21 protein-coding genes are annotated in these 21941 nt (G+C 54.8%); 16 read left to right on the top strand and 5 right to left on the bottom strand.

Annotated features, from left to right (window positions below; all coding sequences use genetic code 11):
* Window positions 1-69 precede the first annotated feature (69 nt).
* The 10 genes from VE23_RS03830 (at window position 70) to VE23_RS03875 (ending at window position 8861) form a co-directional block, all read left to right on the top strand.
* A complete protein-coding gene (locus VE23_RS03830) occupies window positions 70-1665 on the top strand; it encodes an amidohydrolase (protein ID WP_049867331.1) in 1596 nt (531 codons plus the stop codon).
* Between the two features lie 24 nt (window positions 1666-1689).
* Window positions 1690-1890, top strand: coding sequence for a hypothetical protein (locus VE23_RS03835; RefSeq protein ID WP_021878199.1), 201 nt, complete (start codon window positions 1690-1692; stop codon window positions 1888-1890).
* 22 nt (window positions 1891-1912) lie between these two features.
* The gene (locus tag VE23_RS03840; protein WP_048748194.1) at window positions 1913-2899 is read left to right on the top strand and encodes an aldo/keto reductase; all 987 of its coding nucleotides are present in this window, start codon (window positions 1913-1915) and stop codon (window positions 2897-2899) included.
* A gap of 42 nt (window positions 2900-2941) precedes the next feature.
* On the top strand, window positions 2942-3523 hold the full coding sequence (locus VE23_RS03845; RefSeq protein WP_021878201.1) for a DUF1003 domain-containing protein: 582 nt from the start codon (window positions 2942-2944) through the stop codon (window positions 3521-3523).
* 420 nt (window positions 3524-3943) lie between these two features.
* The gene (locus VE23_RS03850; protein ID WP_198156131.1) at window positions 3944-5359 is read left to right on the top strand and encodes a right-handed parallel beta-helix repeat-containing protein; all 1416 of its coding nucleotides are present in this window, start codon (window positions 3944-3946) and stop codon (window positions 5357-5359) included.
* A complete protein-coding gene (locus VE23_RS03855; RefSeq protein ID WP_048748192.1) occupies window positions 5356-5925 on the top strand; it encodes a nitrous oxide reductase accessory protein NosL in 570 nt (189 codons plus the stop codon). The genes VE23_RS03850 and VE23_RS03855 overlap by 4 nt, the downstream gene beginning before the upstream one ends.
* A 3-nt stretch (window positions 5926-5928) precedes the next feature.
* Window positions 5929-6747, top strand: a complete 819-nt coding sequence (locus tag VE23_RS03860) for an ABC transporter permease (protein ID WP_048748191.1) — start codon at window positions 5929-5931, stop codon at window positions 6745-6747.
* A complete protein-coding gene (locus VE23_RS03865; RefSeq protein ID WP_049867333.1) occupies window positions 6740-7456 on the top strand; it encodes an ABC transporter ATP-binding protein in 717 nt (238 codons plus the stop codon). Before VE23_RS03860 ends, VE23_RS03865 begins: the two co-directional genes overlap by 8 nt.
* A 9-nt stretch (window positions 7457-7465) precedes the next feature.
* Window positions 7466-8017 (top strand): TlpA family protein disulfide reductase, encoded by a 552-nt coding sequence (locus VE23_RS03870; protein ID WP_049867334.1) that lies wholly within the window; start codon window positions 7466-7468, stop codon window positions 8015-8017.
* Between the two features lie 166 nt (window positions 8018-8183).
* The gene (locus tag VE23_RS03875; RefSeq protein ID WP_048748189.1) at window positions 8184-8861 is read left to right on the top strand and encodes a response regulator; all 678 of its coding nucleotides are present in this window, start codon (window positions 8184-8186) and stop codon (window positions 8859-8861) included.
* A 14-nt stretch (window positions 8862-8875) separates the two neighbouring features.
* Here the strand turns inward: VE23_RS03875 and VE23_RS03880 are convergent, their stop codons facing one another.
* The 4 genes from VE23_RS03880 to VE23_RS03895 are packed head-to-tail and all read right to left on the bottom strand — an operon-like array spanning window position 8876 to window position 11916.
* The gene (locus tag VE23_RS03880) at window positions 8876-9598 is read right to left on the bottom strand and encodes a response regulator transcription factor (RefSeq protein ID WP_048748188.1); all 723 of its coding nucleotides are present in this window, start codon (window positions 9596-9598) and stop codon (window positions 8876-8878) included.
* 9 nt (window positions 9599-9607) lie between these two features.
* Window positions 9608-9964, bottom strand: coding sequence for a c-type cytochrome (locus VE23_RS03885; protein WP_049867335.1), 357 nt, complete (start codon window positions 9962-9964; stop codon window positions 9608-9610).
* Window positions 9961-10494, bottom strand: coding sequence for a hypothetical protein (locus tag VE23_RS03890; RefSeq protein WP_049867336.1), 534 nt, complete (start codon window positions 10492-10494; stop codon window positions 9961-9963). The genes VE23_RS03885 and VE23_RS03890 overlap by 4 nt, the downstream gene beginning before the upstream one ends.
* A gap of 12 nt (window positions 10495-10506) precedes the next feature.
* Complete coding sequence (locus tag VE23_RS03895; RefSeq protein ID WP_084781264.1) at window positions 10507-11916, bottom strand: PepSY-associated TM helix domain-containing protein; 1410 nt, start codon at window positions 11914-11916, stop codon at window positions 10507-10509.
* A gap of 277 nt (window positions 11917-12193) precedes the next feature.
* Between VE23_RS03895 and bioB the strand changes: the two genes are divergently transcribed.
* The 6 genes from bioB (at window position 12194) to VE23_RS03925 (ending at window position 21214) form a co-directional block, all read left to right on the top strand.
* On the top strand, window positions 12194-13210 hold the full coding sequence (gene bioB, locus VE23_RS03900; RefSeq protein WP_021879631.1) for a biotin synthase BioB: 1017 nt from the start codon (window positions 12194-12196) through the stop codon (window positions 13208-13210).
* Window positions 13211-13635: 425 nt separating this feature from the next.
* Window positions 13636-15000, top strand: coding sequence for a cytochrome ubiquinol oxidase subunit I (locus tag VE23_RS03905; protein WP_021879632.1), 1365 nt, complete (start codon window positions 13636-13638; stop codon window positions 14998-15000).
* Window positions 14997-16013, top strand: a complete 1017-nt coding sequence (locus VE23_RS03910; RefSeq protein ID WP_048748511.1) for a cytochrome d ubiquinol oxidase subunit II — start codon at window positions 14997-14999, stop codon at window positions 16011-16013. Before VE23_RS03905 ends, VE23_RS03910 begins: the two co-directional genes overlap by 4 nt.
* 49 nt (window positions 16014-16062) lie before the next feature.
* Window positions 16063-17877, top strand: a complete 1815-nt coding sequence (gene cydD, locus VE23_RS03915; RefSeq protein ID WP_049867337.1) for a thiol reductant ABC exporter subunit CydD — start codon at window positions 16063-16065, stop codon at window positions 17875-17877.
* Complete coding sequence (gene cydC / locus VE23_RS03920; RefSeq protein ID WP_049867338.1) at window positions 17874-19601, top strand: thiol reductant ABC exporter subunit CydC; 1728 nt, start codon at window positions 17874-17876, stop codon at window positions 19599-19601. Before cydD ends, cydC begins: the two co-directional genes overlap by 4 nt.
* A 440-nt stretch (window positions 19602-20041) precedes the next feature.
* Window positions 20042-21214 carry an MFS transporter gene (locus VE23_RS03925; RefSeq protein WP_049867339.1) on the top strand — a complete coding sequence of 391 codons (1173 nt, stop codon included), beginning with the start codon at window positions 20042-20044 and terminating at the stop codon, window positions 21212-21214.
* On the opposite strand, the gene VE23_RS03930 is transcribed toward VE23_RS03925, so the two are convergent.
* A complete protein-coding gene (locus tag VE23_RS03930; RefSeq protein ID WP_049867340.1) occupies window positions 21209-21757 on the bottom strand; it encodes a TetR/AcrR family transcriptional regulator in 549 nt (182 codons plus the stop codon). The genes VE23_RS03925 and VE23_RS03930 overlap by 6 nt on opposite strands.
* Window positions 21758-21941: the final 184 nt, after the last annotated feature.

Consider the following 21941-nt stretch of genomic DNA (forward strand, 5'->3'; position numbering starts at 1 on the left):
GGCGGTTTTTTGTCTTTTGCGGCAGCGGCGATTTGGTATAATGAAAGAAAAAAACGGGGAGGGGTCGCCATGTCTGCCGTCTTATTCGTACGCGGCAATCTGTTCATGACGGAATCGGCCGCGGCCGATTCGGTCTACGTCGAGAATGGCATCATCCGGGCGATTGGAACCGCTTCCGAGCTGGAGCTTCAGCTCAGCGGGCGTCCTTACGCGAAAGTCGATTGGAACGGGGCGCAGGTGCTGCCCGGTTTGGTCGATGCCCATATGCATCTCGGGATGCATGGCATGAAGCTCGGCATGCTCGACTTTACCGAAGCGGCATCGAGGGAAGAGATGCTGCACATGATTGCCGAGCGGGCCGCCTCCACGCCGGAGGGCGAATGGATTCTCGGACTGAACTGGAACGAGAACAACTTCCCGGACGGAACGGCGCCGCATCGGAGAGAGCTGGATGAAATCACGGAGCGGCATCCCGTCTATCTCACTCGAACCTGCTTCCATGCGTTTCTCGGCAATTCGGAAGCGTTCCGCAGAGCCGGCGTTACGGCGCACACTCCCGATCCGGAATCGGGCGCCTTCGGCAGAGATGCCGGCGGTCAATTGAACGGCTGGATCTACGAGAATGCATCCGCTCCATTCGCCGCCGTCCAGCCCGCACCGGATTACGATTTCCTGAAGAGCTCGATGAGGCGGGCCAGCGAGGACGCGCTCCGGCTCGGACTTACGGCCGCCCACACCGAGGATCTCCGGCTGCTCGGCAGCGTGGAAGCGATGCTGCGCATCCAGAGCGAGCTGAGGGAGGAAGGCCTGGCTTTCCGGACCCATCAGCTGATGTTCCACGGCTTCCTGGACGAGATCCAGGAGCTTGGGATGCGGGCGGGCAGCGGCAGCGACTGGCTGCGGATCGGAGCGGTGAAGCTGTTCGCCGACGGGGCGGTCGGCGGCCGCACGGCGCTGCTCCGGGAGCCTTATCACGACGCGCCCGCCGCGCTGGGATTGGCGATGCATACAGCGGAGGAGCTGGCAGGGATTGTCGGCAGGGCGCGGCGGCAGGGATATCCGATCGCCTTCCACGCGATCGGGGACGGAGCCGCCGAGATGATGGCGGATGTGCTGGAGGCGCATCCGCTGGCCGCGGACGCCAAGCTCCCGGACCGCTTCATCCATGCCCAGATCGTGCAGCCGGCTACGGTGGAGCGCATGAAGAGGATGAATCTGGCCGTCGATCTGCAGCCGCGGTTCGTGCCGAGCGATTTCCCTTGGGTCATGGACCGGGTCGGCCCGGAGCGGACAAGCTATCTGTACGCCTGGAAGAAATGGCTGCAGACGGGATTGCCCTGCTCCGGAGGCAGCGATGCGCCGATCGAGCCGCTGAATCCGTTCCTCGGCATCCACGCCGCCGTTACGAGGCGCAAGCCCGGCGAGCGGCATGAAGGCTATTTGCCGGAGGAGAAGCTGAGCATCTCCCAGTCCATCGGGCTGTTCACGCACGGCAGCGCGGCCGCGGCGGGGGAGTCGGACCGGAGGGGCTCGATCGGGATCGGCAAGCATGCCGACTTCACCGTCGTCGACCGCCGGATCCATGACGGCATGGATCCCGACGAGCTGCTTCATGCCAAGGCGCTGATGACGGTCGTCAACGGCATCGTCGCTTATCAAGCCTAACTTTAAATCGATAAGGGGATTGTCATGTTCAGTTATATTCTCGTGGGGGCCGTCATTCTGGCGGCGATCGGCGCTACATTGGCGGTTGGCTTTTCCAAGGAAAATCGAAATGGAAACCCTGCTTACGACCGCGCGCATGGAAAAAAATGGGCAAGGCTCAGCATGCTGTATGCCGTGACGGCCGTGCTCAGCGTCGTCGCTCTGGTCTGGTTCGTGTTCAACTAATCATTGGGGGAGGAATGCAATCATGGACTATACGTACTTGGGAAGATCGGGACTGGAGGTTTCGCGCTTCTGCCTCGGAACGATGACTTACGGCAGCTGGGATATGGATGAAAAAAGCTCTCTCGCGGTCATTGACCAGGTGCTGGATTCCGGAATCAATTTCCTGGATACAGCCGACACCTACGGCAAGGGCACCTCGGAGGAGATCATCGGCAAAGCCTTGAAGGGACGCCGGGAGAAGGTCGTCGTTGCGACCAAGTTCAAGGTGAGGACCGAGGACGGCCCCAATGGAGAAGGGGCCAGCCGCTACCGGATCATGAAGCAGGTCGAGCACAGCCTGAAAAGGCTCGGCACCGACTACATCGACCTGTATCAGATCCATCGTCCGGATCCCCATACTCCGCTGGACGAAACGCTGAGAGCGCTCGATGATCTGGTCAAGCAGGGCAAGGTTCGTTATATCGGCTGCTCCAACTTCGAGGGGTGGCGGATCGTGGAGTCGCTCTGGACCAGCGACAGGATGAACCTGGAGCGGTTCGTCTCGAATCAGCCTTCCTACAGCCTGCTGGACAGGACGATCGAGCAGGAAATACTGCCCGCCTCGGAGCGGCATGGATTGGCCACGATTGTGTATTCGCCCCTGTCCGGCGGCTGGCTGTCGGGCAAATACAGGCAGAATCAGCCTCTTCCGGCCGATTCCCGCGGCGAGCGCATGAATCTGGCTGAACCGCGCAATCAAAAGAAACTGGAAATCGTCGAGCAGCTGGCGGCACTTGCGGATCAAAAAGGCGTCAAGCTGAGCCAGCTCTCCCTGTCCTGGCTGCTGCAGCGGAAAAACGTCATTCCCGTCATCGGCGTCAAAAGCCGCGGTCAGCTCGAGGAGAACCTGGGCGCGCTGGCCGTTCAATGGACGAGCGAAGAGCTGGATGCCATCGATATGATCGTGCCGGGTCCTTTCCGGGATTATTCGCGCGACGGAAGCTTCTGGATTTCTTCCCTGTCTCTATAGATCCATGATGAGATGACAAAGAGCGGAGATGAGAGATGATCGATGGCGAAAACAAAGGCTATGGATGCTGCAGGAATAGAGGCTGAAATGGAGGCCGAGCTGTCAAGGGACGATCTGAGTACGTATTCGTCCAGGCTGAACGGATTCGTAGCCGAGTTCGAGCATGTGATCCATTCCAAGGTGAACGAGGAGTACGACAAAAATACCCGTTGGCCGGACAAGCTTGCGGACCGAATCGCCCAGTTCGGCGGAAGCTGGCGGTTCATCGTTATCTTTTTTGCCGTGCTGGCTTTATGGATCGTCATCAACAGCCTGGCGCTGACAAAGGCGATCCGCTTTGACGGGCCGCCCTTCATCCTGCTCAACCTTGTGCTGTCGTTCCTGGCGGGCTTCCAGGCTCCGATCATCATGATGAGCCAGAACCGCCAAGCGGCCCGCGACAAGCGCGAGAGCATAATCGATTATGCGATCAATTACAAGGCCGAGCTGGAAATCGACGATATGCAAGGGCATCTGCATCGCCTCGAGGCGGATTTTGCAAGCTTTCGCAGCGAAACGAAGAGGGATATGGAAGAGATCAAAGCTCTGCTGCGGTCGACTGACGCCAAAGGGAAAGCCGATTGAGTGGTCGAGCCGCGAACCTAAAGGTTTGTTTGATACTTAAGGGTGTAGATCATTAATCCAATTAATTGTATGTTCCCGATGGTTGATCCGGATTGTTGATGACATTAACAAAAAAGAAAAAAGGAAAGAGAGCACCGATCCGGCGCTCTCTTTTTTGTTGCTTGCGCACAGTCGATTGAGCCGGAGTTCTGTCCGAGCTTGCTGGATGTTCTCGCCGTTTCAAGCACGGAATGAACGGCTTGCTTAGCGGATTGAGTCCATACCGGCTGCGGCATGCCCATTCCCCTGCATTCGGTTCTTCCATCAAGCAAGCATGGATATCGAGACAGCCTGTCACGGGATCGTCATTGCTCATAGCCCGAAAGGGTTATGTGCAAAATCTCCGTTTCTTTTATGATCATGGAAGGGGAGAAACGGGCTTTGCACAGAGGGGGGAGTTTCCTGGCTATCCAGTTCAACCATGATTGCCGATTAGGAAGGCTCGTCAGACGAGCAGCCGTCCTGGCCGTATGCACGGCATGCTTGCCGGGAGCATCGGGGCATGCCGATTCGGCAGCGGCTTCCCCGACAGAGATTGGAGCGGCTTCGCTTCAAAACAGGCTGGATGCAGCCAAGCCGGGAGAAGCCGTAACACTGCCGCCCGGACAGTACGCGGAAGCGATCGTCATCTCGAAAAGACTGATCGTACAAGCCGAAGGCGTGACCTTGACCGGATCGGGCGGGGATGCTCCTGTCGTGAAGCTGGCCGCGGAAGGAGCGGAGCTGCACGGAATGGCCGTTGAAAAAGATGCTGCGGGCGAAGCTCCGGCCGTACTCATATCCGCCGACAGGGTCGTCGTGGATGGGCTTCGAATCAAGTCCCGCTCTTACGGCATCCAGCTTCGCAAATCCAACGGATCCACCATCAGGGGCTCGGTCGTCGCTCCCACGGATGATCTCAAGGGAAAATCGGCTCGCCAGACCGACAAGCGAAATGGAATCGACCTTTTTCAGTCCAACGGCAATCTCATTCAGGAAAATCGGGTGACCGGCATGTTCGACGGGATCTACATGGAGAGCAGCCATGACAATGCCGTCCTAAGCAACGAGATCGACCACTCCCGGTACGGCATTCATTGCATGTATACCAACGGCACGATCATGAGGCGCAACAGCTGCGAGTTCAACGTTACCGGCATTATGGCCATGATCGTGAAGGGAGCCGAGGTGACCGACAACGTCTTTACTCGGCAGAAAGGCAGCGTCAACTCGCAAGGCATGCTGTTCTTCGATGTGCAGAATACCCGGGTCGCAGGCAACGAGCTGACGGGAAACCGCGTCGGGCTTTACATCGAGATGTCCCGGAACAACGTATGGGAGCACAATGACGTTTCGTACAACTTCGTCGGCATTCAACTGCTGGACTCTCAGAGCAATCGGCTCGAGAACAACCGCTTCGTCTCGAATGTCATCGAAACGCAAGCGGATGGCAGCAAGGACAACGAGCTGCTCCATAATTATTGGGATGCCTTTCAAGGACTGGATCCCAGCGGCGACGGGATCAGCGATATCCCGTACGTCATGAATCCTTTTTTTCAAAGGCTGACGAAAGGAATACCGGCTTATCAGATTTTTTTCCAGTCTCCGGGCATGAGGTTTCTGGAAAGTCTCTTCACTGCGGATGCAAAGCAATGGACGCAGGATCGCGAGCCCAGGATGGAGCCTGCTTTGTCATCATCCGCTTCAACCGATAGCCGGCCGAATCCATGGAGCGCAGCGGAGACGGGAATAGCCGGAGCGGCTCTGCTCGTGGCGGCACTAACGATCATTACACTAATGGGGGTCAAAAAATCATGAAAAAAATTACGCTCGTGCTGTTCGTTTCCTTATTCACCATCCTGCTGGCTGCCGGTTGCGGCAAGCAAACCTATGAGCCGGTGCCGATCGACGAGACGGTGGACAAATGCGCCATTTGCAATATGCAGATCAAGGACGATGCTTTCGCCACTCAACTGACGACAACCGAGGGCAAGACATTCAAATTCGACGATATCGGATGCATGAACGAGTGGAAGGAGAAAAACGCGGAGGCAAAGATCGGCGGCGAATACGTTCGTGATTACAATGACAAGGAATGGATTCCTTATGACCAAGCCGCTTATGTCTACGATGCCGATTTCAAGTCGCCTATGGCGTACGGGATCTACAGCTTCAAGGACAAGGCTTCAGCGGAAGCGTTCACGAAAGAACAAGGAAAAGGCCGGCTCATGACAGCCGCGGACCTGGCTTCGCATGAATGGACGCAGAATAAAGCCCAAATGGGCATGGATATGGGAGAAGGACACTCGCATGATGAAGGCGGTGAAATGGATATGGGCGCAAATGCGGGAGCGACTGCAAATATGGGCTCCGATTCCCATTAAGCGATGAATATGCTGCATATTGCGCGAAGGGAAATCAAGCTCGGCTTCCGCAACCCGTGGGCCTACTCTTTTCTAGCGCTGTTCACCCTGTTCACCCTCGTCCTGCTGCTGATTCATTCGAGCAGCTCGATATCCGGCTACACAAGCACGACCGGTTCCATGTTAAGCCTGATCTTGTATCTGCTGCCTCTCATGACGCTGCTGATCGGCTCCTTTTCCCTGACGGCGGAAAAAGAGGAAGGGAGCTGGCAGCTGCTGTCCACCTACCCTCTGCGAACATGGTCGTTCATCCTGGGCAAATATGCCGGGCTCGCCATTGTCCTGATGACGGTCGCCGCCTTTGCGTACGGCGTGAGCGGAGTAGCCGGAGCGCTTGCAGGAGGAGGCTTCCAGCTCCGGACCTTGCTGCTGTTCCTTGTATTTTCCGTCCTTCTGATTCTGCTCTTCCTGGCCGTCGCTCTCCTGATCGGGACTGCGGCCCGCAACCGCTGGCAGGCGCTCACTTACGGTGTCGCCTTCTGGTTCTTCACCGTCATCGGCTGGCCGGCGCTGCTGATCGCGGGACTTGGGTTCGTTCCCTATCTGTGGATCAAGCCGGCGTTGATCTTCCTGACGTTTCTCAATCCGGCCGAGCTGGTGCGATTATTCGTCGTGGTGAAGCTTGGCGGCGGTTCTATCCTTGGTCCCGATTATTACAAATGGGTAGACGTCATGAGCGAGCCGCTGGGAGCCATCCTTTTTGCCGCCGTATGCCTGCTCTGGATCGTGGCGGCGTCCGGAGTCTCAGCCTGGGCTTGGGAAAGGGGGCGTTCCCGTGGATGAACCTGTTCTTAGAATCGAGGGAGCCGGCAAAACGATCAAAGGCCAGACGATCCTTCGTCCTGTGTCCTTGTCTTTGCAAAGAGGTGACGTCTATGCCCTTTGCGGCGGCAACGGAGCGGGCAAAAGCACGCTGCTGCGCATGGTGATGGGCATCCTCCAGCCGACGGCCGGGCGGATCGAAGTGAACGGCCTGAGCTGGAAGGACAATCGCCGGTCTTACGCCGAACAGATGGGCTATATGCCGGACGACTATTTTTTTGCCAGAGGGCTGACGGCTTGGGAAACGCTGAGCTTCTGGGCTTCGCTGCGGGGGCTGTCCCGCGGGAGGACCGCGGAGGTCCTGGAAGAAGTCGGCTTGACGGGAGTAAGGAACAAGCAGGTCGCCTCTTTTTCCAAAGGCATGCGCCAACGGCTGCTGTTTGCCCAGGCGCTGCTGTCGCGCCCGTCCTTGCTCGTGCTGGATGAACCGACCAACGGCCTCGATCCTTACTGGATGGATGCTTTTGTGGAGCTGGTGAAGAGGGCCGCCGAGGATGGGCATGCCGTGATTTACTCGACTCATCAGCTGCCTGTAGCCGAAGCCTCCGCGAATTACGTCCTGTTCCTGCAGGAAGGATCGGCCGTCAAGCAGGGCGCTGTTTCATCCTTTTTGGAGGAGTACGGACCAGGCGGGCTGCATGCAGCGTTCAGCGATACGCGTCGCGGATAAGGAGGATTTATGAACAGAGGCCGCTTCCGTTTCGAACGAAGGCCAAAGATCCTGCTGACTTTGCTTCTTCTGGCTGCGGCTCTTCTTGCGACCGTCGCCACGATCGCCGACAACCGGCCGCAAGGGACGGGCGCTTCGGTCAAAGAAGGCTCGGCGGCTCCGGATATCGGGGTCAAGTCACTGACCGGGGAAAGCATTCATTTATCCGACTATCGCGGCCGAGCGGTGCTCGTCCACTTTTGGGCCAGCTGGTGCGTTCCTTGCGTCACGGAGCTGCCCTTGATCAGCGAAGCAGCCCGCTCGGCTCTGACTGGAAACACGACGGCCGTCCTGGCCGTCAATGTAGGGGAAAGCCGCGGAACGATTCGTGAATTTATGGATGCCAACCATATCGACATGCCCGTATTCGTGGATATAACGGGGGAAGCGGTCAGCGCTTATCGGGCGAATGCGCTTCCGACTTCCATTCTGATCTCTCCGGAAGGAAAGATCGCCCGCATCGTCCAAGGACAATTTCAAAGTGTCGCGGACATCGAGAAATCCCTTGCTGAGGCATTATGAATACCGAAAAACCCGCTTCGATCGAAGCGGGTTTTTTTATCGTATCCATTTTCTAGCCGCAATGAATGCTTGAGATTGCTGCCCGGTGACTCCAAAGAGTCATGTTCTTTTCATCCCGCTGCTGCACAATGGGGGAACAAGGACAAAGAAGCAGGTGAAGAAGACGATGCAAACAAGAGTAAAGGTGCTTGTCGTGGATGACCACTCCATGGCGCGCGAAGGCGTTCGAGAGCTTTTAAAGGAAGATTCCGCTTTTGTCATCGTGGGAGAAGCTTCAAGCGGGAAGGAAGGCTTGGAGCTGGTCAGGCTGCTGCAGCCGGACTTGATTCTGATGGATATCCGCATGGCTGGAATGGACGGCCTGGAGACGACAAAACGGATCAAGATGGTCTACCCCTGGATCAAGATCGTGATGATGACCGTTTCGGATGATATATCCGATCTGTTCGAGGCAGTAAAAAAAGGGGCGCAGGGATACCTGCTCAAAAACCTGCAACCCGGAACCTGGCTGAGCTATCTAAGAGCGATCGTATCCGATGAAACCCCCATGTCCAAAGAGCTCGCTTCCATGGTCTTAAAGGAATTTCAAGCCTATCCTGCCGATTATTCCGCCGTGTCGCCTTTAACGAACAGGGAACGTGAAATTCTTTCCTGCGTGGCCAAAGGGCTGATCAATAAAAAGATTGCGGAGGAGCTGACGATCTCCGAGCATACCGTCAAAAATCACCTGAAGAACATCCTGGCCAAGCTTCAGCTCGCCAATCGGGTCCAGCTGACGCGGTACGCTTACGAGCAAGGTCTCATAGACCGCGACGTCCTGCCGCCGGATCGTCATCGGTTCTAGCCTGGGCATGCCGGTCACCGCTGAAGTCTCTCGATCAACCGGTACCCTTCTCCGCGAACCGTCTGGATCCATTTCGAAGATCCCGGAAGAGCTTCTTCCAGCTTGGCCCGCAGATTCATGATGTGGGTATCGATCGTCCTGGCATGAATAGATGGACTCCGCATGTTTTTTCGAAAAGCGGAAGAGCGTGTGCGGATCAAGAGCTCGTTTCTGGAAAGCACTTGATTCGGACTGTTTCTCAGGCAGGAGAGGAGCTCGTACTCCATGGGCGCCAGTACGACCGGCTTATTGTGGATCCAACAGATCAGGTGAGCCGGATCAAGCTTCAGCAAATAGGGTCGTCTCGACTTATGGAGGGGAGAAAGCACGGCAAAGGATCGGTACACAAGGGCATTCACCCGCAGGACAAGCTCCTTTTCGCTGATCGGCCAGCTGAGGCAATCATCCGCGCCATTCTCGAACGCCTGGATAGAAGACGATTTCTGCTCCTCGGCTCGGAGCAGAATAAAAGAAGCTTCCGTTTGCTTTTTAACTTCGCTGCAGATCGTGCAGCCGTCAATATCCTTAAGATTGGATTCGGCGAGGACGACATCGTAAGGCTCCTGAAGAGCTTGGAGAAGTCCGCCTGCTCCGTCCCCTTCGACGCGAACCGTCCAGTTCGCCTTCAAGCCGCTGCGCATGACTTGATTGCGGACGGAAGGCTTCTCGCTGATGACCAGAATGGTTGGCCGCTTCATGGCATCCCCCTACTTCTGTTCAGACAGCCATAGAGTGAGGTTGACGATATCGTTCTCCTCCAGCTTGGATTTGAAGCCGGGCATGCCGCCGCCTCCTTGACTGATCTGCCGGAATAGCTGCTCTTTGCTCCAGCTGCTTCCGATCGTCTTCAGGGAAGGCCCCATGCCTCCTTGGAGATTGCCTCCATGGCATGGAAGGCAGCTGGACTTGTAGATGGTTGCCGCAGCTGCCGCATCTGCGGGCGTGCTCGGAAATGCCGCGTTTTCCTGGACTGCCGTCCGCTGCGGTTCAGGCAGGCGGAACGAGAGCAAATAGACAGCCAGCACAGCCGCTAGAAGAAGGACAATCCCCATGAACCATTTCATGATTGAGTTCGCTCCTTCCATGACCTCGTTCTGAATTCTTTCTGTCCGTGATGATGCCCGCCGGCAGCAGGGGTGGAGGGGGCATCGTTTTCTTGCTTTTCAAGCTCGGTCAAATGCTTGGAGGCCTGTGCGCCGATCGCAAAGCGCTTTGCCGGCATAATCTCATATTCCGCTGATATACCGCTGAATTTCACCCTGTAAACCCCTTCCTTATCGAAAGCAGGTGAAGCCGTATAACAACCCGGAGAGGACATCACGCCCGGAACGGTGAGAGGAGGGGAGGAGCCGTCCTCCGGCCAGAATTGGAACTGGGCTTTGTAAAAGCCTTCGTACGGCTTGCCGTTTTCTTCGACCTGGATGGAAAACGTCTTGTCCATGCCCAGCTTTAGGTCAGTAGGCACTTTCATATCCACGCTAAGATGAGGAATAAAGCCGTTGGCATCTCGTCCGGACATATCGGCCGTGCAGCCGCTGAACAGGAGGGAACTCGCCGCGATCATCATTCCAGCTATGCGTTTTTTTCTTTTCAACTGCGATTCCTCCTAGGAAGAGAGCCAGCGGCGCAGAGCCGGGATCCGAGAAATGAGTACAAGGTCGACAATCAAGATGGCCAATATGGAGAGGCCGACGAGCGGCATAAGGATGCCTAGTACAGCCATGATGGCCAGAACGCCGATCATGACGCGTTTATCCTTGGGCTTGCGGGGGGCGCCTAATGTGCCTGAAGGCTTTCGCTTGCGCCACATGACATAGGATCCGGCCGAAATAAGCACAAGGCCGAGGCATGTCACTAGTCCGATGATCTGATTGGCCAGGCCGAACAGCCTGCCTTCATGAAAAGCGATGCCCAGGGTGATCAGCTTTGCCATAACACCGAAGTCCTGGTAGCGGACATCGGTAAGGACGGCGCCGCTGTATGGGTCCACATGCAGAGTGACTTCTTTTCCCGGCTTTACATGATCGGTAGATACGCTGTATACGCCGGAGTCACCCCTCGGCATGGTTATCGTATAAGGCTTAAGGACATGTTGACGCTCCGCAATGGCGGCGATTTCGTTCATAGACAGCCTTACATAACCGCCCGAGATGGAATTCGGCACGGGCGTATTTTCGGCCGCCCATGGAATATTGTCCGCAATATCCTTGGCGACGGTAATGGATTCCGGCTGCCCCGAAAAAAGGTATGCGTAGGGAGGTGTATTGGTATTGGTGGCGTTGGCCGCCCGATCGATCTGTCCGCCAAGGACGCCTGACCAAGGGAGTCCGGTCGCAATCAGGATGAGAATGAACAGGGACAGCCAGAATGCGGGTACGGCATGCAGATCACGCCAGAATGGACGGCTCCCCCGCTTGCCGAGCCTGGGCAGCACCGTTCCCCAGATGCTGAATCGGCCCCGCGGCCACCATAAATAGAGCCCTGTAACCGTGAGAACGATTCCCCAGCAAGCGGCCATTTCCACAAGACGGTTCGGCAGCGTTCCGCTCAGAAGCAGCTGGCTGTGCATCTTTTTGAAGAAGGAGGAGAAGGTTTTCTCGGCGTTCATCATCCCGTACACTTTTCCGTCATAGGGATCGGCATAAAGAACGGCCTGCGCCCCTTCATTCATGACCGAAAACGTTACCGTCGACTTCGCATCATCAGGCAGGGTAATGGACTGGATGCTCAGGCCCGGATGCTGCTGCTTGACGGCTGCCGAAAGCTGATCGGGCGAAAGCCTGGAAGCGCCGACTTCCCGAACGGTGAGCAGATCCTTGTAGAGATAACCTTCGATTTGCGGCTTGAACAGGTACATGGATCCGCTGAAAGCAAGAAGGATGAGAAACGGCGCAAAGATGATTCCGGCATAGAAATGCCATCTCCAGACGGTTTGATACAGGGCGGGAAGCAAGCCGCGATTGCCGCCCGTCCGGATGCTGCCCGTCGATGTCTGCAGCTCAGGCTCCATCTTCATCTGTATGAACAACCCCCATTCAATTAGGTCCTTATCGACCTTCATAAGTATAGGGAACCGGAACCTATTCAACATGACTCGAAGGGGTCATTTCGGCTGCAGCTTCTTTTGGGAGGGAACGCATCGGCCATTTGTGTTAACTTAAAAATGTTATGACAGGTTAACATTTCCTTTACAGGCTGCCGGTCCACTGATACAATGGCCTGGATCATTGTTAACCACATACCTTTTAATTAAGGTTAACAATAGAAGGATACGAACAGGGTGATCAAAGCGGATGGCTAGGACCGAGAAAAAGGATTGGAACCGATTTGCGGAAAAAGCGTTGAACGGAGAATGCCTGACGCTGGAGGAAGGACTTGCCCTTCTGGAGGCGGGGAATGATGAGATCCTATCGATTCTGCAGGCGGCTTTCACGGTGCGCAAGCATTTTTACGGAACGAAGGTCAAGCTCAACATGATCATCAATGCCAAGAGCGGCCTCTGTCCGGAGGACTGCGGTTACTGCTCGCAATCGATCGTATCGGCGGCCCCGATCGAAAAATACAAGCTGCTGGACAAGGACACGCTGCTTGCCGGCGCGCGCGAGGCGATGCAGCGCAAGGCCGGCACTTATTGTATCGTGGCATCGGGAAAAGGTCCGACCGATAAGGAGATCGGGCAGGTTGTCGAAGCGGTCAAAGAAATACGGGAAACGCTGCCGCTCAAAATCTGCGTCTGCCTCGGCATCCTGAAGGAAGGACAGGCGGAAAAGCTGGCGGATGCAGGGGTTCACCGGTACAACCACAATCTGAACACAAGCAAAGGAAACTTTCCGTCCATTACGTCGACACATACCTACGATCAGCGGATCGAGACAATCCTTGCGGCGAAGCGGAGCGGAATGTCTCCTTGCTCGGGAGTCATTGTCGGCATGGGCGAGACAAACAAAGAGATAGTGGAAATGGCTTATGCCCTTAGAGAGCTGGATGCGGATTCGATTCCGATCAATTTCCTGAACCCCATTCCGGGGACGCCTCTCGAAGGCTCGCAGCTGACGCCGGCCATGAAGGCTCTCAAGGTGCTGGCATTGTTCCGCTTCCTGTGCCCCTCCAAGGAAATCCGCATCGCGGGCGGCCGCGAGTTGAATCTGCGTTCCCTTCAGCCGTTTTCCCTATATGCGGCCAATTCGATTTTCGTAGGCGACTATTTGACGACGGCAGGTCAGGAGGCGATGGCCGACTATCAAATGATTGAAGACCTGGGCTTTGAGATCGAAGAGAATGCCCTCGGAACCGAGATGAATCCGGCGTGAACGAGGAAGGACGGTGCCTGGCCTGTCGGTTCGAGAAACCGTGGAGGATATCCTCCACGGCGTTTTTTTCGTCCGGTTTCAACGCTCCGAACAGGCTGGCATCAGCATATGTCAGCGGTCGAATCAATAGCCCGATCGAGCGGTTTTTTCATTTTTCACGCAGTTGTCGGAAAGAGTTGATCCTTTGTTGAACGTTTAAGGTCGAAGAAATGACAGGCATTGAATTGCAGCCAGACAACGGTACAATGAATTTAATCCTGCATGGCCAGTCGTCTTTGGACAGCTTTTCATCCACGGTTCCCGCCGGTCGGTCGCCAAGGCTGTCAATTCCCTGCAGCAAACAGAGATAAAAGCAAGGAAAGGATGGAAGCGTTTGTTCGCTTCATACTTTGTGAAAATATTCTCATACTCGGAGGCGATAAAGGTTGGCAGTAGACACGGTATTTTGGAGCAAGATGGTGACGGGCATGACGTTGGGGTTCCACGCCATTTTTGCGACGATTGGCGTCGGCATCCCGTTGATGATCGCAATCGCAGAGTTCATCGGAATCCGCAAGAAGGATCCTCACTACATCCTGATGGCCAAAAGATGGTCGCGAGGATTCATCATTTCGGTCGCTGTCGGTGTCGTAACCGGCACGGCGATTTCCCTGCAGCTGGCGCTGGTTTGGCCCCATTTCATGAAGCTGGCCGGCAATGTCATCGCTCTTCCGCTCTTCATGGAAGTGTTCGCATTCTTTTTTGAAGCGATCTTCCTCGGCATCTATTTGTACACATGGGATCGGTTCAAAAATCCGTATATCCACTGGCTGCTTACGATTCCGATCGTCGCCGGGGCAGGCATGTCCGCTGTATTCATTACAACGGTGAACGGATTCATGAACCAGCCCGGAGGCTTCGTCATGGAAGCGGGGCACTTCACGGCGGTCGATCCGGTGCAGGCGATGCTGAATACGGCGACGTTCTCCAAGGTTTTCCACGTCTTAAGCTCGGCCTACCTGACTGGAGCCGCCCTATTGGCCGGCATCGCAGCTTTTACGATGCTTAGAAAAGGCAGGAGCGCCTATCACAAAAAAGCCTTGAACCTCAGCATGGCGGCTGTCCTGCTGTTCGGCCTTCTCAACACGCTGGCCGGAGATGTATCGGCCAAGTTTTTGGCCGAGCATCAGCCGGAGAAGCTGGCAGCGGCAGAGTGGCATTTCGAGACGGAAAAAGGCGCGGATCTGATCCTGATGGGATGGCTCAACGCGGAGCATGAAATCATCGGAGCCATTCATCTGCCGAAGCTTCTCAGCTTCCTCGCTTTCGGAGACTTTAATGCCGAGGTGAAAGGCCTCGAGGAATTCCCTTTGGATGAGCGTCCGCCGCTTCTCGTTCATTACTTGTTCGATTTCATGGCCGGAATCGGATTCGCGCTGCTGGCAATAGCCTGCTTGTATTTCTTGTTCGTATTCTGGAAAAAACGCAACGAGCTCAACAAGTGGCTGCTCCGCATCCTGGCGCTGACCGCGCCGCTGTCATTTCTGGCCGTGGAGTTCGGCTGGCTGTATGCGGAGCTCGGGAGGCAGCCATGGATTATTCGAGGGTATATGCGTGTCGAAGAAGCAGCCACGACATCGCCAAGCGTACGATTGCTGTTTTTCCTTTTCCTCTTGTTGTACATCGCCTTAGCCGTCGTATGCGTGCTCGTGCTGCGCCGATTGTTCCATCATAAGCCGGCGGAAGCGGAGATGGAGACATGGATGAAAGAAAAGCGGGATTCATCCAAGGAAGGGGGCGAGAGGGCATGATCAGTTACGAGCTGATGGGCATCTCGGTGCTGTGGCTGTTTCTGTACGGCTATCTGATCGTTGCCTCCATTGATTTCGGAGCGGGCTTTTTTGCCTTTTATGCTCGATCGACCAAGCAGGATCACGTCATGAATCGTCTCATTTCCCGATATTTATCTCCGGTTTGGGAAATTACAAACGTATTTTTTGTCTTTTTCTATATCGGCATCGTCGGCTTTTTCCCCGATACGGCCTATTATTACGGCTCCGCGCTGCTTGTACCGGGAAGCATCGCCGTCATCCTGCTCGCCATTCGAGGCTCGTTTTACGCCTTTGAAAACTATGGCTCCAAAACGAACATCATTTATCTGTTTCTGTACGGAGCGACGGGGCTGCTGATTCCGGCTTCATTGTCGGTGGCTCTGACCGTGTCAGAAGGCGGCTTTATCTTGAAGGAGGCGGACGCCGTTTCTCTGGATTACTGGGCGCTGTTCACAAATCCGTTGTCCTGGAGCATCGTCGGCCTGGCGATCGTGTCCGTCTTGTTCATCAGCAGCTCTTTTCTGGCCTTTTACGCCTCGCGCGCAGAGGATCATTCCGCTCTGAAGCTGCTGCGGACCTATGCCCTGTTTTGGAGCACCCCGACGATCATTACCGCATTGACGGCGTTTATTTTTTTGGGCCAGCATAATGAGCGGCATTTTCAAAACATGATGGATTTATGGTGGCTGCTCGGGCTTTCCGTTGCCTTTTTCATGGTCGCTATGTGGCTTTTATATCAAGGACGCCGGTACGGTCTGGCTTTCATATGCATCATGCTGCAATTTTTCTCCGCCTTTTTCGCTTATGGAATCGGGCATTACCCGTATATCCTCGACCCGTACATCACGATTCAAGGCGGCGCTACCTCGCCGTCGATGGGATTTGCGCTTGTCGTCGCTTTCATTGGAGGCCTGTGCCTGCTGATTCCTTCGCTGGCTCTTGTCTTCAAGCTGTTCCTGTTCGATGCGGATTATGTCAAAGGGAAGAAATAAACCCAATGGTTCACATCCTTACAGGCCTTAGATCAAGGAGGAGAATGGTGTGAAGCGGAAAACGAGCCTGATGTCACAGCAAATGTCTGCGCAAAGAAAAAACATGGTTCTCCTTGCCGTCCTCTCGCTGGCGCTTGGCGCAGCTATAATCAGCCAGGCCGCATTGCTCGCGGAAGCCGTCCAACGGATTTTTGTGGAGAGAGCCTCCTTTTCATCGGTTGTCCTGCTGCTCGTCACGCTGCTGGCCGCGATGGCCGCGCGTACCCTGTTGTCGTATGGGAACGGCAAGATCGGCCTGCTTATGGCCGCCGACGCCAAGCGGAACATGCGGGCAGCGGTGCTGCGTCATTTGACCCATGCTGACATGCCGTCGGCCCTTTCCGGCCAGACAGGAGGCAAGGTCAGCATCGCACTGGATGCCGTGGACGAGGCGGACAGCTATTTCAGCCAGTACATGCCGCGGATGATGGAAGCGGCCATGATCCCGCTCATGATTTTAGCCGTTGCGTTTTTCCAGCATGCAAATACCGGCTTCATCATGCTGCTTACCGCTCCGTTCATTCCGCTATTCATGATTCTGGTTGGACTGAAGACGAAGGCCAAATCGGAGCAGAAATATGAGCAGCTGGCCGAATTTTCCGGTACATTCCTGGATTCCCTGCAAGGACTCGTCACATTGAAGCTGTTTGGACGGACTCGCCGCCAGCAGCAGGAAATCGAACGCAGCAGCATCGGCTACCGGGATGCCACGATGGGCATTCTGCAGATCGCGTTTACGAACACCTTCATGCTGGAGTCGATCGTCATGCTGAGCATCGGCATTGTCGCATTGGAGCTGGCCCTTCAGCTGCTCGTTTTCGACTCTCTTGCTTTCCACACCGCTTTCTTTTTGCTGCTGCTCGTTCCGGAGTATTACAGCCTGCTGAAAAATACGGGAACGGCTTTTCACAGCGGCCGAACGAGCATGGGAGCGGTGCGCAAGGTCGACGAGATGCTTGCGGGGGCAAGCAGCAGAAGCGGTCTGGCCGATAGCGGGGAGGGGGCCGCCGCGACAGCCGGAACCCAGGCGATGGCGAGTAAGGACGGATGCCGCGCAGCTCCTGCGGTTGGATCGGCTCTGCCGCCGGCTCTTGAGCTGAGCCATGTCCGATTCAGCTATGCGCCGGAATCTTTTGAGATCAAGACAGGCCGAATCGCGATCGGCCCGGGAGAGCACACCGCCATTGTCGGCAAAAGCGGCTCCGGCAAAACGACGCTGCTGAATCTCCTGTCCGGCTTGTTGCACCCGGCATCCGGGGAGATTCTGGTAAACGGATGTCCTCTTGTCGAATATGATGAGGCCTCTTGGTTCAAGCATGTCAGCTATATTACGCAGCATCCGTATATTTTCGCCGGCACATTTGCTGAAAACATTGCGATTGGAGCCGGGCGCAGCGTATCCAGGACCGAAATAGAGCAGGCGGCGAAGGAAGCCGGACTTGCTGCGGTTGCCGCCCAGTTCGAGCAGGGCTTCGATACGCTGGTGGGAGAAGGAGGCAGAGGGCTGTCCGGCGGGGAAAAGCAGCGGCTTGCCTTGGCAAGGGCCTTTTTAAAGCGGCCCGCGCTTATTTTGTTCGACGAACCTACCGTAGGGCTGGATCTGCATACCGAGCGTATCCTGCAGCGCTCGATAGCGGCGCTGGCCGAAACAGCGACGATGATTACGGTTGCTCACCGATTGCATACGATTCGGGATGCCGACAAGCTGCTGTTCATTGAAAATGGAGCGGTGGTGGATTCCGGAAGCCATGAAGAGCTTCTGAAGCGGCTCCCACCGTATGCCGAGATGGTTCGCGTCCAACGAAAAGGGGGCATGGCGGTATGAGCGGGCTGGCTATTCTGTCCAAGGCGATGATTCAGGAGCGCAAGGATATCTTCCTTTCGATTCTAGGCGGTTTTATCGCCGGCATTGCAGGCGTAGGCCTCTTTTCTGCAAGCGGATATCTGATCTCGCAGACGGTATTTGCACCGCCGCTGTATACGCTGATCGTCCTCACCTCGCTGGTCAAGCTGCTCGGCCTCATCAGGGCGGCAAGCCGGTACGCTGAACGGCTGTATTCCCACCGGGCGACGTTCTCCATGCTGAGCCGGCTGCGAACCTCCTACTTTGCCAAGCTTATTCCTTTGACGCCCGGTTTGCTGAACAAAACCCGCAGCGGCGACCTGCTTTCCCGGATCGTCGGGGACGTGGAAAGCCTGCAGCATTATTTTTTGCGGGTCGCTTACCCGCCGATCATTGTCGTCATGGTTTTTTTGGCCACGATGCTGTTCACCTCGGCCTTTTCCTTCTGGATGGCGTGTCTGTTCGTGATCGGAATGCTGGCGACGGCATTGGCGGTACCGGGAATCGTCTTGCTGGGCCAGCGGAGGATCCATGGACGCGTCCGCCGGCAGCGGGCGTTGTTATCGGCGGAAGTAACGGAAGTCTTGTACGGCTTCCGGGATTTGAAGCTGTACGGACAATTGGCGCAGAGGGAGCAGCAGCTTCAGGAAGCTTCCGCTGCCCTGGCAGCCGAGCAGCGGCGAGCGGCGGGACATTTGCTGCGCGGCCAGCTCATGCATGCTTTTGTTACGTATCTGATTACTTGGGGCGTGCTGGCGCTCGGGGCCTATTTGATCCAGAATGGATCGCTTGCCGGCGTTTTCCTGGCGATGCTGGTGATGGCCTCGCTCACCGTGTTTGAAGAAGCGGCGGCCATGTCGGTATTGCCCGCCTATAAGCAGGATAGCGAGCATGCGGCCGGACGGCTCACGGAGACGCTGAAGCCGCCAGCTGAGCCCGCAGCGCAGCCATGCCGGTCGTTGTCTGCCGCTCATGCCGTTTCAATGGAGCTGTCGGCCGTTTCGTTTTACTATGAAGGGGAGCGGCGGCCTGCGCTGAGGGATATTTCCCTGCATTTTCCGCCCGGGTCCAAAACGGCCATTGTCGGGCCGAGCGGATCGGGAAAGTCTACGATCGTCGACATGCTGCTGAAGCTGCGTCCGCCGACGGCCGGCGAGATAAAGATGGGCGGCGTTCCGCTGACGGAACTGGAGGAGACGGGCATTTGGCAAGGGGCGAATGTCGTGCTGCAGCAAGGCCATTTCTTTCGGGGCACGATCCGGGACAACCTGCTGCTGGATGGAGACGGCTATGAAGACGGGCAATTGACGGATATGCTCGCCAAGATGCACTTGCAGCATGTATCGCTGACCGATAGGGTAGTTGAAAAAGGGGAGAATCTGTCGGATGGAGAGAAGCAGCGGCTTGCTCTGGCGCGGGCGATGCTCCGCAAAGGCCGGTTGTGGCTTCTGGACGAACCGACGTCATCGCTGGACGATGTAACCGAACAGCGCGTCATGAGGCATCTCTTCGAACAGGCTGCGGACGATACGCTTCTCCTGATCTGTCATCGGCTTGCCGGTTTAGAGGCGATGGACCGTATTGTCGTTCTGGACCAAGGCAGAATCGTGGAAACGGGTACTTTTGCGGAATTGATGGAGCAGAAGGGCTATTTGTACGAGATGAAGCAAATCGAGCTGCAGCTGATCGGAGAAGCTGGAGAGTAAAACACTTTCGGTGCAGCTGTTTTTGATAGGATGCTGTTCCAAGGGCAGAACCGGTTAGGATCTGCGCTCGGGGTGGCCGTCATCGGCAGCGTGCAGCAGCGGCAATTCTCAAAGCGGTATCGCCATGAATGCAATCCATAAGAGCAGTCGGTCATTTTGACCGGCTGTTTTTTTATTGCATTCATAGTCCTCACCCATGCTTGGCCAACAAATCCGGCCGATTTCGCCATCCACTTTTGCCAGGGGTACGATCCACCATGCTTTCTCGGATAAACGACTCCTTCCAGCTTGATGTTGAATTCTCAACATAATCCGGTGTTTTATTCATTGTATTTGAATGCCCGGCTACTATAATGAACATATGTTTATAAAGCAATTAAAATCGATAATTGTTCATGTGTTGGATAACTGTTTGGTTGCTGAAAGAAGGAGACAAACTCATGGCTAGAAAAAATCAGTTGGTATTGATTTTATTGACGATAGGCGTTTTCGGCATCTTAAATACGGAAATGGGCATCGTCGGCATTTTGCCTTCGATTGCGGACCACTTTCATGTAAGTATATCAAAGGCAGGGCTGCTAGTAAGTCTTTTTGCACTTGCCGTTGCCATATCCGGACCGATTGTTCCGCTGCTGTTTTCGGGCTTCAATCGCAAAAAAGTACTGCTGCTTGTACTGGGCACTTTCGTTCTTGGCAACATTGTCTCCCTATTAGCTTCAAGCTTTTCCGTTTTATTGCTTGCCCGTATTATTCCAGCCTTTTTGCATCCTGTCTATGTCTCGATAGCATTAACGGCAGCAGCAGCATCCGTTCCCAAGGAAGAAGCGCAAAAGGCAATTTCAATCGTATTCATGGGCGTAACGGGGGGAATGGTGCTTGGATCGCCAATCTCCAGCTATATAGCCAGTTCAGCTTCAATTGAAATGGCCATGCTGTATTTTACGATCGTGAATGTTATTGCATTTATTGCGATCCTATTTGTGCCCTCCATGCCTGTTGAGGAAAAGCTCTCCTATGGGTCTCAGCTGAATGCATTGAAACGGTCCTTTACTTGGCTGTCCATTGCGGCCGTCATTTTTATAAATGCCGCCATGTATGGAGTCAGCAGCTACCTTGCCGTCTATCTTGCAGCCATTACCCATATACCGGGGAAAGCGATCAGCTTCATGTTATTCGTATTCGGAGGGGCAAGTATAATAGGCAACATCTTGGCTGGCAGGCTGCTTACAAAAAGCACCGCCAAATCGGTCGTATCTTTTCCTTTCGTATTGGGAGCTGTCTACCTTCTGTTCATTATGATGGGAAGGCTTGCCGTACCTATGGCCCTCATTATGTTTGTCTTTGGAATCGCAGTGGCTGTAGGAAACAATATTTCGCAATACTGCATTGCATCTGCAGCTCCTGAAGCCCCCGAATTCTCAAATGGACTGTTTTTGGCATCCGGGAACATCGGAGTTACCATCGGGACAACTGCAGGAGGATGGCTGATCACAGGCATGGGTACGCAGGCTGTAATCGCGGGTGGATTCCTGTTTTTGAGCTTGAGCCTGATATTTATCCTCCTAAGAAACCGCATCGGTCAACCAGCAGGATTCCAATCCGATCGGCTATAGGCTTCTTTCCAGCAAGGCTCCGACTTGCTTGGCCATGACTTGCGGCGGATAGGGCATTTTATTGCGGATCCACCATTCAATAACCCCGACATAAGCAGTACCGGCATACTGCAGCATCACATCTTCGTTTAAATCCTTGTTTTTTCCGCTTTCGTGTTCGATTTCACCCTTGAATCCTTCCATAAAAGAATCAAGAAGACGGGTTCTAAACGAAGAGGGGGCTTCTTTGCCGGCTAGCATCGTTGAAAAGAGCAAATAATTCTTCTCGAAGTACTCAAAATAAGGCACCAGAGCATCGGCCCAATCCAGCTTGCAGGCCCATGTATCGATTTCCTTTAATTCATCGATGTGTGCTTCAATGACTTTATCCAAGAGATCATATTTATCCTGATAATGAAGATAGATGGTGCCTCGGTTCACGTTGGCCCGATCGGCAATATCCTGAATGGTGATGGCATCGAAGTTTTTAACCGCCATCAGTTCTATAACCGCTTTTTTCAACGAGTCCTGCGTTTTCAAAATTCTTCGATCTACTTTTGCCATCTGTCTATTCTCCCTGTGCAGTCAATTTAATAAACAAAACGGGAATATCTGTTGTGAACTCGACAAATCCGTTTGATTTAACCCTTGTATTCCGCTTCCATGCTCCTATAATAATAGACATAAGTTGAATAAACAACTTATATGGTTTAATGAAAGACGTTTAGGATTCTTTTCGAAGGGGATT

This window comes from Paenibacillus sp. D9 (assembly GCF_001188365.1).
GTDB classification, from domain to species: domain Bacteria; phylum Bacillota; class Bacilli; order Paenibacillales; family Paenibacillaceae; genus Paenibacillus_O; species Paenibacillus_O humicus.

Bases quoted from the DNA above. Each gene is read 5' to 3' on its own strand.
- VE23_RS03830 (WP_049867331.1), top strand. From the start codon at position 70: ATGTCTGCCGTCTTATTCGTACGCGGCAATCTGTTCATGACGGAATCG.
- VE23_RS03835 (WP_021878199.1), top strand. From the start codon at position 1,690: ATGTTCAGTTATATTCTCGTGGGGGCCGTCATTCTGGCGGCGATCGGC.
- VE23_RS03840 (WP_048748194.1), top strand. From the start codon at position 1,913: ATGGACTATACGTACTTGGGAAGATCGGGACTGGAGGTTTCGCGCTTC.
- VE23_RS03845 (WP_021878201.1), top strand. From the start codon at position 2,942: ATGGCGAAAACAAAGGCTATGGATGCTGCAGGAATAGAGGCTGAAATG.
- VE23_RS03855 (WP_048748192.1), top strand. From the start codon at position 5,356: ATGAAAAAAATTACGCTCGTGCTGTTCGTTTCCTTATTCACCATCCTG.
- VE23_RS03860 (WP_048748191.1), top strand. From the start codon at position 5,929: ATGAATATGCTGCATATTGCGCGAAGGGAAATCAAGCTCGGCTTCCGC.
- VE23_RS03870 (WP_049867334.1), top strand. From the start codon at position 7,466: ATGAACAGAGGCCGCTTCCGTTTCGAACGAAGGCCAAAGATCCTGCTG.
- VE23_RS03875 (WP_048748189.1), top strand. From the start codon at position 8,184: ATGCAAACAAGAGTAAAGGTGCTTGTCGTGGATGACCACTCCATGGCG.
- VE23_RS03880 (WP_048748188.1), bottom strand. From the start codon at position 9,598: ATGAAGCGGCCAACCATTCTGGTCATCAGCGAGAAGCCTTCCGTCCGC.
- VE23_RS03885 (WP_049867335.1), bottom strand. From the start codon at position 9,964: ATGAAATGGTTCATGGGGATTGTCCTTCTTCTAGCGGCTGTGCTGGCT.
- VE23_RS03895 (WP_084781264.1), bottom strand. From the start codon at position 11,916: ATGAAGATGGAGCCTGAGCTGCAGACATCGACGGGCAGCATCCGGACG.
- bioB (WP_021879631.1), top strand. From the start codon at position 12,194: ATGGCTAGGACCGAGAAAAAGGATTGGAACCGATTTGCGGAAAAAGCG.
- VE23_RS03910 (WP_048748511.1), top strand. From the start codon at position 14,997: ATGATCAGTTACGAGCTGATGGGCATCTCGGTGCTGTGGCTGTTTCTG.
- cydC (WP_049867338.1), top strand. From the start codon at position 17,874: ATGAGCGGGCTGGCTATTCTGTCCAAGGCGATGATTCAGGAGCGCAAG.
- VE23_RS03925 (WP_049867339.1), top strand. From the start codon at position 20,042: ATGGCTAGAAAAAATCAGTTGGTATTGATTTTATTGACGATAGGCGTT.
- VE23_RS03930 (WP_049867340.1), bottom strand. From the start codon at position 21,757: ATGGCAAAAGTAGATCGAAGAATTTTGAAAACGCAGGACTCGTTGAAA.